This window comes from Iamia sp. (assembly GCF_035575815.1).
Taxonomy (GTDB): Bacteria; Actinomycetota; Acidimicrobiia; order Acidimicrobiales; family Iamiaceae; genus Iamia.
In genome coordinates this window covers 1-14,909 of record NZ_DATLXO010000093.1, presented here as the reverse complement: position 1 = coordinate 14,909, position 14,909 = coordinate 1, and the positions used below count along the sequence as shown (strand labels likewise).

At 73.3% G+C, this 14,909-nt stretch carries 20 protein-coding genes and 1 pseudogene; 12 read left to right on the top strand and 9 right to left on the bottom strand.

The window, feature by feature from the left end; translation table 11 throughout:
• From VNL12_RS10205 to VNL12_RS10190, 4 genes are all read right to left on the bottom strand, one after another.
• The coding region (locus tag VNL12_RS10205) for a DUF3618 domain-containing protein (protein ID WP_325594168.1) at nucleotides 1-422 on the bottom strand (422 nt) is incomplete at its 3' end.
• A gap of 80 nt (nucleotides 423-502) precedes the next feature.
• Complete coding sequence (locus VNL12_RS10200; RefSeq protein ID WP_325594166.1) at nucleotides 503-949, bottom strand: phage holin family protein; 447 nt, start codon at nucleotides 947-949, stop codon at nucleotides 503-505.
• The gene (locus VNL12_RS10195) at nucleotides 946-1,683 is read right to left on the bottom strand and encodes a hypothetical protein (RefSeq protein WP_325594164.1); all 738 of its coding nucleotides are present in this window, start codon (nucleotides 1,681-1,683) and stop codon (nucleotides 946-948) included. The genes VNL12_RS10200 and VNL12_RS10195 overlap by 4 nt, the downstream gene beginning before the upstream one ends.
• A gap of 191 nt (nucleotides 1,684-1,874) precedes the next feature.
• Complete coding sequence (locus VNL12_RS10190; RefSeq protein ID WP_325594162.1) at nucleotides 1,875-2,105, bottom strand: hypothetical protein; 231 nt, start codon at nucleotides 2,103-2,105, stop codon at nucleotides 1,875-1,877.
• A 185-nt stretch (nucleotides 2,106-2,290) separates the two neighbouring features.
• On the opposite strand from VNL12_RS10190, the gene VNL12_RS10185 reads away from it, so the two are divergent.
• On the top strand, nucleotides 2,291-3,844 hold the full coding sequence (locus tag VNL12_RS10185; RefSeq protein ID WP_325594159.1) for an FAD-dependent oxidoreductase: 1,554 nt from the start codon (nucleotides 2,291-2,293) through the stop codon (nucleotides 3,842-3,844).
• A gap of 26 nt (nucleotides 3,845-3,870) precedes the next feature.
• Here the strand turns inward: VNL12_RS10185 and VNL12_RS10180 are convergent, their stop codons facing one another.
• Together VNL12_RS10180 and VNL12_RS10175 are read right to left on the bottom strand one after the other, a co-directional pair.
• Entirely contained in the window at nucleotides 3,871-4,149 is a 279-nt protein-coding gene (locus tag VNL12_RS10180) for a CinA family protein (RefSeq protein WP_325594157.1), read from the bottom strand.
• Complete coding sequence (locus VNL12_RS10175) at nucleotides 4,119-4,349, bottom strand: CinA family protein (protein WP_325594155.1); 231 nt, start codon at nucleotides 4,347-4,349, stop codon at nucleotides 4,119-4,121. The genes VNL12_RS10180 and VNL12_RS10175 overlap by 31 nt, the downstream gene beginning before the upstream one ends.
• A gap of 180 nt (nucleotides 4,350-4,529) precedes the next feature.
• On the opposite strand from VNL12_RS10175, the gene VNL12_RS10170 reads away from it, so the two are divergent.
• The 4 genes from VNL12_RS10170 (at nucleotide 4,530) to VNL12_RS10155 (ending at nucleotide 8,695) form a co-directional block, all read left to right on the top strand.
• The gene (locus tag VNL12_RS10170) at nucleotides 4,530-4,871 is read left to right on the top strand and encodes a hypothetical protein (protein WP_325594153.1); all 342 of its coding nucleotides are present in this window, start codon (nucleotides 4,530-4,532) and stop codon (nucleotides 4,869-4,871) included.
• 202 nt (nucleotides 4,872-5,073) lie between these two features.
• A complete protein-coding gene (locus tag VNL12_RS10165) occupies nucleotides 5,074-5,547 on the top strand; it encodes a GAF domain-containing protein (protein WP_325594151.1) in 474 nt (157 codons plus the stop codon).
• A 137-nt stretch (nucleotides 5,548-5,684) separates the two neighbouring features.
• Nucleotides 5,685-6,719, top strand: a complete 1,035-nt coding sequence (locus VNL12_RS10160; RefSeq protein ID WP_325594149.1) for a sigma-70 family RNA polymerase sigma factor — start codon at nucleotides 5,685-5,687, stop codon at nucleotides 6,717-6,719.
• Between the two features lie 167 nt (nucleotides 6,720-6,886).
• Nucleotides 6,887-8,695 (top strand): thiamine pyrophosphate-requiring protein, encoded by a 1,809-nt coding sequence (locus VNL12_RS10155; RefSeq protein WP_325594147.1) that lies wholly within the window; start codon nucleotides 6,887-6,889, stop codon nucleotides 8,693-8,695.
• A 60-nt stretch (nucleotides 8,696-8,755) separates the two neighbouring features.
• Here VNL12_RS10155 and VNL12_RS10150 read toward each other — a convergent pair whose 3' ends face one another.
• A complete protein-coding gene (locus VNL12_RS10150; protein WP_325594145.1) occupies nucleotides 8,756-9,028 on the bottom strand; it encodes an MBL fold metallo-hydrolase in 273 nt (90 codons plus the stop codon).
• 108 nt (nucleotides 9,029-9,136) lie between these two features.
• Between VNL12_RS10150 and VNL12_RS10145 the strand changes: the two genes are divergently transcribed.
• Nucleotides 9,137-9,490 carry a DUF1360 domain-containing protein gene (locus VNL12_RS10145; RefSeq protein WP_325594143.1) on the top strand — a complete coding sequence of 118 codons (354 nt, stop codon included), beginning with the start codon at nucleotides 9,137-9,139 and terminating at the stop codon, nucleotides 9,488-9,490.
• Between the two features lie 57 nt (nucleotides 9,491-9,547).
• On the opposite strand, the gene VNL12_RS10140 is transcribed toward VNL12_RS10145, so the two are convergent.
• The gene (locus tag VNL12_RS10140; protein WP_325594170.1) at nucleotides 9,548-10,153 is read right to left on the bottom strand and encodes a UdgX family uracil-DNA binding protein; all 606 of its coding nucleotides are present in this window, start codon (nucleotides 10,151-10,153) and stop codon (nucleotides 9,548-9,550) included.
• 86 nt (nucleotides 10,154-10,239) lie between these two features.
• Between VNL12_RS10140 and VNL12_RS10135 the strand changes: the two genes are divergently transcribed.
• From VNL12_RS10135 to VNL12_RS10125, 3 genes are all read left to right on the top strand, one after another.
• A complete protein-coding gene (locus VNL12_RS10135) occupies nucleotides 10,240-10,410 on the top strand; it encodes a hypothetical protein (RefSeq protein WP_325594141.1) in 171 nt (56 codons plus the stop codon).
• 10 nt (nucleotides 10,411-10,420) lie between these two features.
• Entirely contained in the window at nucleotides 10,421-10,594 is a 174-nt protein-coding gene (locus tag VNL12_RS10130; protein WP_325594140.1) for a hypothetical protein, read from the top strand.
• Nucleotides 10,595-10,699: 105 nt separating this feature from the next.
• Nucleotides 10,700-11,407, top strand: a complete 708-nt coding sequence (locus VNL12_RS10125; RefSeq protein ID WP_325594138.1) for a response regulator transcription factor — start codon at nucleotides 10,700-10,702, stop codon at nucleotides 11,405-11,407.
• 238 nt (nucleotides 11,408-11,645) lie between these two features.
• On the opposite strand, the pseudogene VNL12_RS20915 reads toward VNL12_RS10125, so the two are convergent.
• Nucleotides 11,646-12,222, bottom strand: a pseudogene (locus tag VNL12_RS20915) (alcohol dehydrogenase catalytic domain-containing protein).
• Between the two features lie 88 nt (nucleotides 12,223-12,310).
• Between VNL12_RS20915 and VNL12_RS10115 the strand changes: the two are divergent.
• The 3 genes from VNL12_RS10115 to VNL12_RS10105 all read left to right on the top strand — a co-directional run.
• The gene (locus VNL12_RS10115; RefSeq protein ID WP_325594134.1) at nucleotides 12,311-12,436 is read left to right on the top strand and encodes a hypothetical protein; all 126 of its coding nucleotides are present in this window, start codon (nucleotides 12,311-12,313) and stop codon (nucleotides 12,434-12,436) included.
• A gap of 112 nt (nucleotides 12,437-12,548) precedes the next feature.
• Nucleotides 12,549-14,207: a carbamoyltransferase family protein gene (locus VNL12_RS10110; RefSeq protein WP_325594132.1), complete on the top strand. Its 1,659-nt coding sequence runs from the start codon at nucleotides 12,549-12,551 to the stop codon at nucleotides 14,205-14,207.
• Between the two features lie 2 nt (nucleotides 14,208-14,209).
• Nucleotides 14,210-14,909, top strand: a 700-nt coding sequence (locus VNL12_RS10105; protein ID WP_325594130.1) for a glycosyltransferase family 2 protein, incomplete at its 3' end; no start/stop codon positions are given.

The following is a 14,909-nucleotide window of genomic DNA, read 5'->3' as shown; positions in this document are numbered from 1 at the left end:
ACCTCCGACGCCAGCTCGTCGACCCTCGGCTGCACCCTCTCGGCCAGCTGACGCTCCTTGTCCGACTCCGGCAGCAGGGTCGCGGCCAGGAGCCCGGCGCCGAAGGCGACGAGGCCCGCGCCTAGCGGGTTGCCCTGCGTGGCCTCGGTCGCCTTCTGCGGCGTCTGGCCCAGCGTGGACGCCGCGCTCGAGGCACGGTCCGACGCACGGTCGGTGAGACCGGGACCCTCGCCGGGATCGGGCGACGGCACGGCCCCCATGACGCGGGTGCGCACGTCGGTGAAGCGACCGCGCACCGCCGCCTTGCGGCGCTCGGCCATGCGACCGGGGCTGACCCGGTCGCCGACCATCTCGAGGTCGGTGGCGATCGCCTGGCGCTGGCGCTCGGCCTCGGCGCGCAGATCATCTGCTCTGGTGCTCATCGTGGTCTCCTCCTGGGTGGCCGGTTGGCCGGTTCTGGTGTCGCCGCCCGGGACGGGCGGCGGGGTCTTCGGTGCGGCGATCAGCCGCGGCTCATCTGCTCCTGGGCCAGGTCGCGGTCGCGCTCGAGCTCGGCAACCGTCGCGTGAGGTACGGGGTCGGTCGCCTGGAGCTTCCCCTTGCCCTGCAGGGCGAGGACCGCGGCGATCGCGGCCCAGACCAGTCCGACGACGAGGAACGCGAGCGGATCGGGGATGATCGCGGCTAGCCCCCATGCCGCGGCGTGGGACAGGAAGACGATGGCGACGAGACCGGCGACGGCGCCGCCGCTCAGCATCCCGGCGCCCTTGGCCGCCTTGGTCACCTCTTCCTTGACCTCGACCTTGGCCAGCTCGAGCTGGGTGGACACCAGGTCGCTCACGTCGGTCGAGAGGCTCGACAACAGCTCGGTCAGCGACCGGTCCGGGTCCTTGGGCTCGGTGGGGTCCGGTGCCCCTGCGGCGGGCCCGGCCACCGGTCCGCCGCTCATGAGAGTCCGCTGGGGGGTGTGCCGCCGGGGTCGGTTCCCCCTGAGAGGCCCTCGCCGCCCGATCCGCTCCCCGACGCCGAGTCGGGCTGAAGAGCGTCCTTGGCCGCCTGGCCGACCTCGCTCACATCGACGTGGCGGGCCAGGCGACCGACGGCCATGCCGGCGGCCAGGCTGCCGAGGAGGAACATGCCCGGGCGCTGGCGGGCGAAGCGGGTGACGTCGGCGACGAGGGTGTCGACCCCGCCGTCGTCGAGACGGGAGGCCGTCTCCCCGGCCTGGTCGGCTGCGCCTCGCACGAGCCGCACGACGCCGGCGTCGGGCTCCTCGGAGCCGTCGGCCATCTGGCCGAGCTGGCGGCTCAGATCCTTCAACGTGTGGGAGAGGCGCTCGGTCTGTTCGGCGGCCTGCGTTCGGAGCTGCTCCTGGGCGGTGCCGAGCACCTGCGTCGCCTGGTCGCGGGCATCCTCTGCGACGGAGCGAGCCTCGCCCATGGCGGCGTCCTTGACCTCGACCGCCTTCTGCTGAGCTTCACCTCCCACCTCCGAGGCGCCGGCCTTGGCGGTGTCGGCCGCCTCGCGGGCCTGGTCGGATGCGCCCCCGGATGACTGGTCGGATGCACCCCCGGACGAAGGATCGACGGCGCCGGCATCGCCGGGGAAGGCAGGCCCTCCGGGAGCGGCGGGAGCCACGGGAGCGCCCGGCAGGCCCGGTGCGACCGGCGCCGTGGGCGGCATCGGCGTCACGGGAGCCGGGGGCGGCACGCTCGGGTTCGGGTTGGACATGGGGACCTCCGCTGGCGGACTCAGTGCGAGGATCACGCACTCCCCGGTCGACGCCGCTGAAACGCCCCCGAACGGGTGAACACGAAAAGCATAAGGCGCCGCCAAAGGCGGGCTCGACCCATCGGAAGGGGGCGCCTGGTTGGCTAGTGCGGCGGAGAGGGCGGCGGATCGTCCCGGATCCGGGTGGGGCCGACCGGGTCCTCGGCACCGGGACCGGCGGGCCGATCGTCGGTGCGGTGGAACCGGTCGGTCGTCCGGTCCTTGTCCAAGTCGGCGTGCGTGGCCGTCTGCTCCGGGTGCTGCACCCGCCGAGCCAGGAACACCGCGGCGCCCACGACGACCACGACGACCACGGCGACGGCGAGGCCGGTCACGCCGGGACCCCCTCAGCATGTCGGCCGAGGATGCGAGAGCAGACGACCACCGCAAGATCGTTGCCCACCATCTCAGCGAACGTGCGGTTTCGCTTCACAGCGGCCTCCTGCCCCCGGGGCGGCGGGGCAAACGATGCGCGGGCCAGCACCGTTTGGGGCCAGGACGCACGGGCGAGTGAGCGCCCATGGACCTGCCCCCACCCCGCACCACCCCGTGGGCCTCGCCGGCCACCCGTCACCGCCCGCTGCGAGACGACGCAACGGCCGATGTCGTGGTCGTCGGCGGCGGCATCACCGGCTTGACCACGGCCGCGCTGTTGGCCCGCGGCGGCGCCTCGGTACGGGTGCTGGAGGCCGGCACCCTCGCCCAGGGCACGACGGGCGCCAGCACCGCCAAGGTCAGCGCCCTCCAGGGTCTGCGCTACTCGAAGCTGCGCCGGGTGCACGGCGAGCGGGTGCTGGCCCCGTACGCGGCGGCGCAGGTGGCCGCTCGGGACTGGGTCACCGAGCGGGTGTTCGCCCGGGGCGTCGAGTGCGACCTCGAGCAGCGCCACGCGGTCAGCTACACCAACGACCCCGGCCGGGTCGACGACGTCGAGGCCGAGGCCCACGCCGCTCAACTCGCCGGGCTCGACGTCGAGCTGCTCAGCGACGACCCGGAGCTGCCCTGGGGCATCGCCCGCGCCGTGCGCCTGGGAGACCAGCTCCAGCTCGATCCCCGGGCGTGGGTCGCCGACCTGGCCGCCGAGGTCGCCGAGCACGAGGGCAGCGCCGTCCACGAGGAGAGCCGGGTGCTGGGCTTCGCCGACCGGGGTCGCACGGCCGTGACCGCCGAGGGGCGCGTGCGCGCCGCCCACGTCGTGCTGGCCACGCTGCTGCCGATCAGCGACCGGGGCCTGTTCTTCGCCCGGGCCGAGCCGGACATGTCCTACAGCGTCGCGGTGACGGTCGAGGCCACGCGCCCGGTGGGCATGTACCTCGGTGCGGATCAGCCCACCCGATCGCTCCGCACGGCGACGCTCGACGGTCGCGAGGTCCTCCTGGTGGGCGGTGGAGGCCACGTCGTCGGGCGCCGCACCGACACCGACGCCGAGCACCGCGACCTCATCTCGTGGGCCGACCGGTGGTTCGGCGTCACCGAGGTGCTGCGCCGCTGGGCGGCGCATGACTACCAGTCCATCGACCAGCTCCCGTACGTCGGCCGGGCCGACAGGCTGCCCGGGAGCCCCTGGGTCGCCACGGGGTTCAACAAGTGGGGGATGTCCAACGGCACCGCGGCGGCGATGACCCTCGCCGCCGCCCTCGGTGGCGAGGTGCCCGAGGCTGACCGCCCTTGGGACGACCTGTTCGACCCTCGGCGCCTCGAAGGCTGGTCCGGCGCCCGGGAGGCGGCATCGCTCAACGCGGCCGTCGCGACGCAGATGGTGAAGGGCTGGGCTGCGCCGACGAGCTCCACCACCGCGAGCGGCCCGGAGGTGGGTCGCCACGTCGGCGTCCCCGCCGCCCGGATGACGCGGCCGACGACCTCGTCCACCGAGGGGGATGAACCGTGCCGGTTGGCGCTCGTGTGCACGCACCTGGGTGGCATCGTGCGGTGGAACGAGGCAGAGCGAACGTGGGACTGCCCCCTCCACGGATCTCGCTTCGCCGCCGATGGAACCGTGGTCACCGCGCCTGCCACGCGTGCCTTGCGACGCCTCGGCGGTGGCGCCGACGACCGGGCGGGCGCCTCGAGCTGAGGCCGACGGGCGTGCGTTCCTCACCGTCAGAGCAGGGCGGCCAGCACGGCCTCCAAGGCGGCGGCGCAGGATGCCGCGACCACCTCGGGCGGGTCACCGGAGAAGTGGTGGAGCCGCGGCTCGGGGTCACCGGCGGCCACGACGGCGATCCACACCGTCCCCGGCGGCTGGCCGTCCTGGGGGTCGGGACCGCCCGCCCCGGTCACGGCCACGGCCACCTCCGCGCCGAGCAGCTCCATCACACCGGTGGCCATGTCGCACGCCGCCTCCTCGCTCACGACCGGCCCCGGCCGCACCGCGAGCACGTCGTGCTTACCTCCGACGCGTAGGCCACCACCCCGCCCCGCAGCCACTGCCCGGCGCCGTCGGCCCGAGCGAGGTGGTTCACGAGGAGGCCGCCGGTGACGGACTCGGCCACCGCAATGGTCGAGCCCCGCGTCCGGAGCCGCTCGGCCACCTGGTCCGCCAGCCCCGTCGCCCGTTGCTCACTCGTGATCTGGCTCACGTCTCCTCCTCCTCGTCGCGTACCGATGGCGTCACCTCCCCCCGTGCGGAGGCGGCAACCACGGCCGCCGCCGAGCGCCCGATCTCCCGATGACCCGGCAAGCCTGAGGCCGGCGCTCACCGACGTTTGCCCCGCTCCGGCGCGGGCAGCAAGCGCCCCACCGAGGAGGAGATCACGCCATTGACCGTCCACGTCCGCCAGGAGCCCGCGATCGTCGTCATCGAGATCGACACCCTTCCCGACGAGGGCATGTGGCGGCTCCTCACCGACCAGCTACCCCCGGACGGTGATGGCTCGACCGCAGTGGTGCTCGACGTGAGCGGGCTGGTCCTCCGGCCGGCGGAGATCCGCGCTCTGGGGCGCCTCGTCGACGACCTTCCCTGCGGCGAGGTCTGGTTGGCCTGCTCCCGGCTGGGCGGCCGGCGCCTGCTCCGCCGGCTCCTGCTCGATCAGGTGCCGGTCGTGGCCCGGCCGGCCGATGTGACTGCAGCCCGGCTCGACTCCGCCGCCGCCTCGGCCTGAGGACGAGACCGCCCACTGCCTCGACGGCGCTTCGCCGTCGAGCCGCGGACAGGCGGCGCGCCTGGGTCTCGTGCACACCGGCGCAAGGTCGCATGGTGCGTCGCAGCGAGTAGTGTCATCAGCGGTTGAGCAGCCAGCCACCCTCCTTGCCGGCAGGGAACAGCGTGATCCGCGCTCTCCCGCCCATGACGACGGGAGACAAGTGGACGCCTCAACCGACACGTTCGAAGCCGCTCTGGGAGCACTCGCCGAGACGCTCGTGACCGAGCAGGACCTCGACAGCCTGCTGCACCAGATCGCCGGCTTGGCCTGCGTGGCCATCCCAAGGTGCACCTTCGCAGGGGTCACCGTGGTCGAGGAGGGCGCCTTTCGCACCTCCGCCCGGTCGCACCCCGAGGTCCAGTCGCTCGACGATGCCCAGTACCGCGCCGATGACGGGCCCTGCCTCGTCGCCTGTCGCACCGCCGAGGTCGTGGTCGTCGAGGACGCCACCCACAACGACCGCTGGCCCCAGTTCAGCGCCACCGCCGGCGAGCACGCCGTGCGGAGCTCCTTCTCCGCACCACTCACCGCCTCGGGCTCGTCGCTCGGGGCGCTGAACCTCTACTCCCGCACGACCGGGCCGTACGACGACCAAGCCGCGTCGTTCGCCGCGCTGTGCGCAGCTCAGTCATGACCGCGCGCCATGCCCCTTCCAGCGGCGGTTCACCCGAACGGGTCGTTGCCCCCCCCGGACGTGCGGTGTTGGATGACGTTGACGTTCAAACCGCGAGGGTCACCAACAGGCGCGATCTGTCAAAGGACCGACCATCCATGGCCAGCTCTTCGAACCTCGCTTCTCGCGTCGCATTGGACGCGGACGAGTCACCCTTCCCGAGCCCCCCAGAGCTCGATGCCCGGGTCCGCCAAGCCTGGGGCACCAGCAGCGGCCAGCCCGACGACCGCAAAGGCACCCCGGACCCGCTCCACCGCACGGCGACCGAGACCCACGACCAGTCCGACCGCCACCGGGCTGACCAGACCCTCCCTCGTGGCGCCAGCCGGGATGATCCCGGCCAGGAGCCCGCGGTCGACCCGGAGGTGTGGCTCCTCCACGTTCGCTACCAGAGGGCCGGGTGCCCCGATGCTCTGGGCGCCCTGGTCGAGGAGTACACCGGCTACACCATGGCCCTCGCCCGGCGGATGCATCGCGAGGGCGAGCCGCTGGAAGACCTCCAGCAGGTGGCCATGGAGGCCTTGGTCACCACCTTGCAACGGTTCGACTGCGGCCGGGGCACACCGTTCCCCGGGTTCGCCACACCCACGATCATCGGCGCCCTCAAGCGCCACTACCGCGACCACGGGTGGGCCCTGCGGGTACCCCGCTCGGTGCACGAGCTGGCCGTCCCGGCGCGAGAGGCGGCCGACCGCCTGACCGCCCTCCACGGGCGTGCCGCCACCGTCGCCGAGGTCGCGGCCGAGCTGGGCGTCGCCGAGCACGACCTCCTCATCGCCCAGTCGGCCACGAGGGCCCGTAGCACTGTCTCGCTCGACGGCGCCCGGCGGGACGACGGGGCCCCGCTGCTCGAGATCGCGGTCAACGACGAGCGGCTGGCCCTGGCCGAGGGGCACGTCGCGCTGGTGGAGGCCATGGAGGTCCTCGGCGACCGTGAGCGGACCGTGCTGGGGCTCTACTTCTTCGAGGAGCTCACCCAGAACCAGATCGCCCAGCGCTACGGCGTCAGCCAGATGCAGGTGTCGCGCTGGATCGCCGGAGCCATCAAGCGTCTGCGGGCCCGGATGTCGGCGACCGCCGACGATGAGGGCCCGATCGGCCCAGGCGCTCAGCGCTCGCGCCGGGAGCGGTGACGGGCCGGACCCCCGCCGGGGAGCAGTCCTAGCGGCCCGCGTTGAGGAGCACCCGCAACCCGAACGGGTGAGGGAACGGCCCGGCGACTCGCCGGTGCAGCCGGGTTTGCCCACCCCCTCCGGGGCCAGTGCCGGGGCGTGCCCGGTCCGATCCCACGCTCGCCCTCGTGAGCGACCAACCTGCTCGCACCGTCGCCGACGCCGTGATCGACCGGTTGCGCCAGTGGGGCGTCAGCCGCGTGTTCGGCTACAGCGGCGACGGCATCAACGGGGTGATGGCCGCTCTCCAGCGCACCGACGGCGCCGTCGAGCTGGTCCAGGCCCGCCACGAGGAGGGCGCCGCCCTGATGGCCTCGGGCTTCGGCAAGTACACCGGCAGCGTCGGGGTCGTGACCTCGACGCAGGGCCCCGGGGCCATCCATCTGCTCAACGGGCTCTACGACGCCAAGCTCGACCACCAGCCGATCGTCGCTCTCGTCGGGCAGCAGGCCCGCTCCGCGCTGGGGAGCGCATACCAGCAGGAGATCGACATCCACGCACTCTTCAAGGATGTCGCCTCCCAGTTCATCGCCACCATCGAGGTGCCCGAACAAGTGCCGATGCTGGTCGACCGGGCGATGCGCGTCGCCCAGGCCACCCGCAGCCCGACGTGTCTGATCTTCCCCCACGACGTGCAGGTCGCGGCGGCGGTCGACCTCCCCGATCGCCAGCACGGCGTGGTCCACTCCTCGGCCGACACCGAGCGGGCCGAGGTCGTCCCCGCGACCGACGCCCTGCGGGCGGCCGCGGAGGTGCTCAACGCCGGCCGGCACGTCGCCCTGCTCGTGGGTCAGGGAGCGCGGGGCGCCACTGACGACGTGGCCGCCGTGGCCGAGCGGCTGGGCGCGGGCGTGGCCTACGCCCTGCTCGGCAAGCCGGTCGTGGGCGACGACCTTCCCTACGTCACCGGCCCCTTCGGCCACCTGGGGACGACGGCCAGCGCAGCACTGATGGACGGTGCCGACACGTTGCTGATCGTCGGCTCGAACTCCCCCTGGACCGAGTTCCTGCCGCCGGCCGGCCAGGCCCGGGGCGTGCAGATCGACATCGACGGCCGCAACGTCGGCAACCGGTACCCGACCGAGGTCAACCTGGTGGGCGACGCCGGGCCGACGCTGCGGGCGCTGCTGCCCCTGCTCCGCCAGCAGCCCGATCGCTCGTGGCGCGCGGAGGTCGAGGCGCAGGTCGACCGCTGGTGGCGCGAGAGCGAGCGGCGCGCCCACGAGCCGGCCCGCCCCCTCAACCCGCAGCTGGCCTTCTGGGAGCTCTCGGCCCGCCTGCCCGACGACGCCCGACTCGCCGTCGACGTGGGCTCGTCCACCTACTGGTACGCACGGCTGGTACGGCTCCGGGCCGGGGCGCACGCGCACCTCTCGAGCACCCTGGCCACCATGGGATCGGCCATGCCCTACGCGGTGGCCGCCAAGCTGGCCGATCCCACGAAGGTCGCCGTGGCCCTCTTGGGCGACGGGGCCATGCAGATGAACGGCATCAACGAGCTCGTCACCGTCAGCCGGATGTGGCGGACCTGGGAGGAGCCGCGCCTCCCCATCCTCGTGCTGAGCAATGGCGACCTGGCGGAGGTCTCGTGGGAGCAACGCGAGATGGAGGGACAGCCCCGCTTCGCCGCCAGCCAGGACCTGCCGTCGTTCCCCTACGCCTCCTACGCCCGGCTGCTCGGCCTCGGGGGCCGCCGCGTCGATGACCCGTCGGAGGTCGGCCCGGCGTGGGATGAGGCGTTCGCCGCCGACCGCCCGTTCCTGATCGAAGCCATCGTCGACCCCGACGTCCCGCTGCTGCCGCCGACCATGCCGGCCGCCAACGCCGAGCAGATGCGGGCCGCGCTGGTCGCGGAGGGCGACCCCGGCCGGCACGCGCTGGACCAGCTGGAACGCCAGGCCCTCGACGAGTCCAACCTCGCCTCCCCCGGCGACTGATCTCCACCAGCCCGGCCCCGAGCACGGCAGCGGCGACTCATCCTCGACCGGGAGCGCCGGTCAGCGACCAGGAGGAAGCTCGTGGTGGTGGGAGAGGACCACGAGGTCCACCGGCAGGAGCTCCGGCAGTGTCGCCGCCGGCTCGTGCCGCCGCTTCGAGCGGAGACCGCCGCCGAGGGCGGCGTGGTCGCCTTGGTGGAGGAAGTTCGGATCGGTGAGGATCCGGAGGCCGCCGGCCTCCAGCAGGACGGTGGCGTTCCCGATGAACGTCACCCGGCCACCGGTCGCCGGCTCCGGTCCCGATCCGTCGATCCGGATGATGGGGTGCTCCACGTCGGGTCCTCTGATGCGGCGGGCATCCTCCGCTGACCCGTCGGCCGCCGTCGAAACCCGGCGTCCGACGTGCGGGTAGAGGTGGTGGCGGCGGGCAGGGCCGAGGTCATGGACCCCTTGGAGCTCGCCGTCGACGCCCTCGCCACCTACCGCATGACCCGGCTGGCCACCGCCGACATCATCAGCGAGCCCTGGCGCCGGTCGGTGGTCGACCGGATGGTCGACCCGGCCGAGGTGCCGCCCGACCAGCCGCCGGGGGCTCTCGCCCACGAGGTCGTGGACGACCTGGCCGACCCACCCAAGCTGGCCCGGCTCATCACCTGCCGGTGGTGCGCGGGCATGTGGATCGCCGGTGGCGTGGTGGTGGCGCGCCGGCTGGCCCCGCGGGCCTGGGAGCCCATCGGTCGGGGCCTCGCCCTCTCGGCAGTCGCCGTGCTCCTCGCCCGGGCGGAGTCCGACTGACCGGTCCCGGCGGGGACGCGCGCACCGGCAGCGCGATCGTGGCGCGGACCGGCGGCCTCAGCTCGCCAGGAGGGCGAAGGCGGCGCGGAGGTCGGCGACCAGTTCGCGCTCGCCCTCGGCCCGCCGCTCGGTCGGCCCCCGCAGGATCGACGAAGGGTGCACGGTGGTGACCACGTGCTCGGCCAGGTCGCTCTCCACCGGCCGGCCCCGCTCAGCGCTCACCCGGAACGAGGAACCGAGATGGGCCTGCGCCGCGGTGGCGCCCAGCAGCATCACCAGCCGGGGGCGCACGATCTCGATCTCGGACGTGAGCCACGGGCCGCAGGCCTCGATCTCGGTGCGGTTCGGCTTCTGGTGGATGCGCCGCTTGCCTCGGGCCTCCCACTTGAAGTGCTTCACCGCGTTGGTGACGTAGATGTCGTCGCGGCATCGGCCGGCCTCGGTCAGGCAGCGGTCGAGGACCTGTCCCGCGGGCCCGACGAAGGGCCGGGCTTCGCGATCCTCGCGATCGCCGGGCTGCTCGCCCACGAGCATGACCTCCGCGGGTACGGGCCCCTCGCCGAACACCGTGGCGGTGGCGTCCTGCCACAGGGGGCAGCGGCGACACTCCGACGCGTTGTCTGCCACCTCGGCCCACCGTTGCGACGGCGTCGCTGCACCCATGGCGTTGCGCTCACCCCCACGGGTGGCCGCAAACGTCACGCGCCGTCGGGGGTTTGCTCGGCCCGCTTCCGGTGAGCGGGGAACCCATGCTCCGCCTCTTGGCCCTCCTTGCCGGTCTGTCCCCGGCGCGCTGGCTCGTCGAGTTCGCCGACGCCGTCGACGATGCGTGGGACGTGCACGACCCGCTGCTGGCGGCGGATCCGGCCGACGTCTCCCCGGGCGAGCGGGTCGCGTTTGAGCCACCATCGGTGCGGTAGAGCGCAGGTCATGGACACCGAAGGCGACAACATCGGCCCCGACGAGGTCAGCGAGGTGCTGGGGGTCCCGGTCGAGCAGGTCGCCGTGCTCGTCGAGCAGGGCCTGCTCACACCGGTCGACGGGGCTGACCGCTCTCAGTTCTCTCGGGCCGAGGTCGAAGCGGTGCGCCTCCAGGGCGGCTGACGAACCTGCCTTGCAGCGGGAGCACCTCTGTGCTTCATTGGCGGGTGACGTTCAGACACGAGGGTCACGACAGCTCTCCGCCCGTACCGGGCGCCGAGGAGACCGATGACCGACATTGACGTAAGCGCCGCCACCGCCGGCGCGAGGTGCGTGACCGCCTGCGTGCTCGACGACAACGACGTGATCGTCCGCGGCGCCGCCGCTCTCCTCCATCCCTACTCGGAGCAGATCCGCGTCATCGACCATCCCGGCGGCGTCCCCTTCGACCGCAGGGTCGACGTCGTGCTCGTCGACTGCTTCGCCCGACCGGAACCGGCGGCGGAGCTGCTCCGGCTCCTCACCGCCTGCGTCCACGTCGAGCGCGTGGCCGCCTACAGCTGGAGGGCCTCACCGAGCCAGGTCCAGGCCTCCCTCACCGCCGGCGCGTCGGGATACCTCTCGAAGGCGCTGTCCGGCGAGCAGCTGGCCGTGGGGATCCTGGCCCTCGCCCGGGGCGAGCAGGTCGTCCTCGGCGCCACGGTCCGGCCGCCGGCGATCGGCGCCTGGGCGACATCGACGACCGGCGTGGAGGAGCTCACCGAGCGCGAGGCCGAGGTGCTGGCGCACCTGACCTACGGACGACGCACCGCGGAGATCGCCGAGGCCATGTGCCTCAGTGTGAACTCGATCAAGACCCACACCCGCCACCTCTTCCGGAAGATCGGCGTGAGCAGCCGCACCGAAGCCGCCATCTGGGGCCTCGACCACGGCCTCCGGCCCGATCAGCCCCCGGCCCCGGGCGGCGGCTCGGACGATCGGTCCGACAGGGCCTGATCGCCGGCGTCCAACATGTCGGTCAACGAGCCCCGGTCGAGCACCACGTAACCGCCGTGCCAGCGCCGCCACACACCGGCGGTGCAGAGCTAGGCGGCCGACGATGTGGCGTCGGTGGAGACTGGTCGAGGTAGGCATCGCTCGATCGCGTGGTTCGCCGGCAGCCGACAGGGCTGCGGCTCAGCCACGAGTGCGCCCCTCGGCGCCGTCGACCAGACCGGTGGTGACCTCCACCGCGTCAGGGCGTGAACACGACCTTGACGACGCCCTCTTGCTTCGACTGGAACCGGGCATAGACGTCAGGCGCCTCCTCCAAGGGGACGTGATGGGTCGCGAAGCCCTCGACGCCCAGCGGATCGTCGTCGCCCGACAACCACGGCATGATGTCGTCGACCCAGCGCCTGACGTTGGCCTGCCCCATGCGGAGCTGGATCTGCTTGTCGAAGAGCGTCAGCATGGGCAGCGGATCGGCCATGCCGCCGTAGACGCCGATGAGCGAGACCGTGCCGCCTCGGCGGACCATCTCGATGGCTGTCTCGAAGGCCGCCAGCCGGTCCACGCCGCCGGTCTTCATCAGCTTCTCGGCGAGGGCGTCGGGCAGTAGCCCCGACCGCCTCGACCACGCCCATGGGCTCGTGGCCGAGGATGTCGCCGGGGGTCAAGAACGGCCCCAGCGGCTCATAGAGGTGGAGGTCCGAGCCGCACAGGCCCGACGAGGTGATGCGGATGACGGCGTCGGTCGGTTCCTGGATGGTCGGATCCGGCACCTCTTCGACGCGTATGTCCTTCTTGCCTTGCCAGGTGACTGCCTTCATGTCGTTTCTCCTCGCGCCAGGGCGATCTGCCGCCGGGGCTCGCTGCCCGCCCGCCCCGGAACGAAACGGGCGCCGCCGGCTCGGAGCCGTGCTCACCTCGGCCTCCCAGCGCACGAACACGAAGCTTCGCGAGGTCGCCCAGGAGCTCGTCGACCGGGCCACCGAGCCATCGGAGGCCCGCACCCGCGACGATGACCCCGCCCCGGCCTCATAGGAGCCCCCGAGGCACCGGCCAGGGTCGAAGAAAGTTCCACCCCGGTGGTTTGCTCAACCCGGAGGGGGCGAAGTGTGGCGAGGTCCCGTCCCTGCGCTTCGAGAGGAGCCCCATGGCCGTCGTGCTCGGTGTCAACGCGGTGTTCCACGACCCGGCCGCGGCCTTGGTCGTCGACGGCGAGACCGTCGCGGCGGCGGAGGAGGAGCGCTTCAGCCGGCGCAAGCACGGCAAGGTGCCGGTACCGTTCTCGACCTGGGAGGTCCCGGAGGCGGCCGCCCGCTCGTGCCTGGCCCGCGCCGGTCTCACCCCGGCTGACATCGACGCCGTCGGCTACTCCTATGACCCCGGCCTCGCCCTCCCCACCCCGACCGACGACCTCACGGCCCTTGACTGGGAGGGGCTGCGGACGCTCTTCGTGCGGCGGGCGCCGCGGTTCTTGAAGGCGGCCCTGCCCGGCCTGGAGCCCGACCGGGTGCACTTCGTCCCCCACCACGTGGCCCACGCAGCATCGGCCTACGCCGCGGCGCCGTTCGGGAGCAGCGCGGTGATGGTGCTCGACGGGCGGGGCGAGCGGGGCTCGTTCCTCGCCGGTCACGCCCGGGGCGGCGACCTCGACGTGCTGGCGCAGGCCGACCTGCCCCACTCGCTCGGCCTGCGCTACGAGGAGCTCACCGCCCACCTCGGCTACCGCCGCAGCTCCGACGAGTACAAGGTCATGGCCCTCGCCTCCTACGGCCAGCCCCGCCACCTCGACCAGTTCCGGCAGCTGATGCGCACGACCGGCGACGGCGGCTTCGTCACCGAGGAGGTCGACTGGCCCGCCTTCGCGCCGCCCGGCCGGGGCGACGGCACCCTGGATCCGGAGCACGCAGACCTCGCATCCACCGTCCAGATCCGGCTGGAGGAGGTGCTGCTCGAGCTGGCCGAGTGGCTGCACGGCGCCACCGGCGAGCGGGCCCTCACCCTCGCCGGTGGCGTGGCCCTGAACTGCGTGGCCAACAGCCGGCTCTACGAGGACGGCCCGTTCGACGACGTGTGGGTGCAGCCCGCCGCCGGTGACGCCGGCACCGCCCTGGGGGCGGCCATGCGGGTGGCCCACGAGATGGGCGACACCATCGCACCCATGGGCTCTGCCGCCCTCGGACCGAGCTGGACCGACGCCGAGCTCGAGCAGTGGCTCCGCGACGGGGCGGTGCCCTACGAGCGGCCCGACGACATCGCCGAGGCGGTGGGCGGCCTGCTGGCCGACGATGCCGTGATCGCCTGGTTCCAGGGGCGCTCGGAGTTCGGGCCGCGGTCGCTGGGGCACCGCAGCCTCCTGGCCCACCCGGGCCACGAGCGCAACACCGAGCGCCTCAACGACGTCAAGGGTCGCGAGCAGTTCCGCCCCGTCGCCCCCATGGTGCTCCTCGAACGGGCCAAGGACATCTTCGAGGGGGGTCCCGTCCCCAGCCCCTACATGCTCTTCACCCACCGGGTGCGCAACGGGTGGGCCGAACGGCTGCCGGCGGTGGTCCACGTCGACGGCACCGCCCGCATCCAGACCGTCGACGCCGACGACGAGCCCCTCATGCACCGCTGCATCGCCGCCTTCGAACGCCGCACCGGCCTGCCCGTGGTGGTGAACACATCGCTCAACACCGCCGGGCGGCCCATGGTCGACGACCCCCGCGACGCCCTCGAGTGCTTCGGCTCGGCCCCGATCGACGCCCTGGCCCTCGGCCCGTTCCTCGTCCGGCGGGCGCACCTGTTCGCGGCACCGGCGGCCTGACCGTGCCGAGCTACGACATCGTCGTCCCCACCATCGGTCGAGCCAGCCTGCGGAGACTGCTCACGTCGCTGGCCGAGGCCGACGGCCCCGTCCCCGAGCACGTCTACCTCGTCGACGACCGGCGCGACCGCAGCCGACCTCTTCTGGGTCCGGCCATCGAGGAGGTGGCCCTCCACCGCATCAAGGTGATCACCGGTCGGGCGGCGGGGCCGGCGGCGGCCCGCAACGACGGGTGGCGCGCCGCGGGCGCCGAGTGGGTCGCATTCCTCGATGACGACGTCGAGGTGCCGCCCGACTGGCGCTTCCGCCTGGCCTCCGACCTCGACGGTCTCGCCGACGACGTCGGAGCCTCGCAGGGCCGCATCCGGGTGCCCCTGGCGCCCGACCGCCGGGCGACCGACTGGGAGCGCAACGTCGGTGGCCTCGAGCGGGCCCGGTGGGCGACGGCCGACATGGCCTACCGGCGCCGGGTGCTCGCCGCCGTCGGCGGCTTCGACGAGCGCTTCCCGCGCGCCTACCGAGAGGACGCGGATCTGGGCCTTCGGGTCACCGGCGCCGGATGGCGCATCGTGGACGGCGAGCGCCAGGTGACCCACCCCGTCGGCCCGGCACCGTGGTCGGTGAGCATCGCCAAGCAGCGGGGCAACGCGGACGACGCGCTGATGGACCGGATCCACGGCCCCGAGTGGCGCGGCCGGGCCG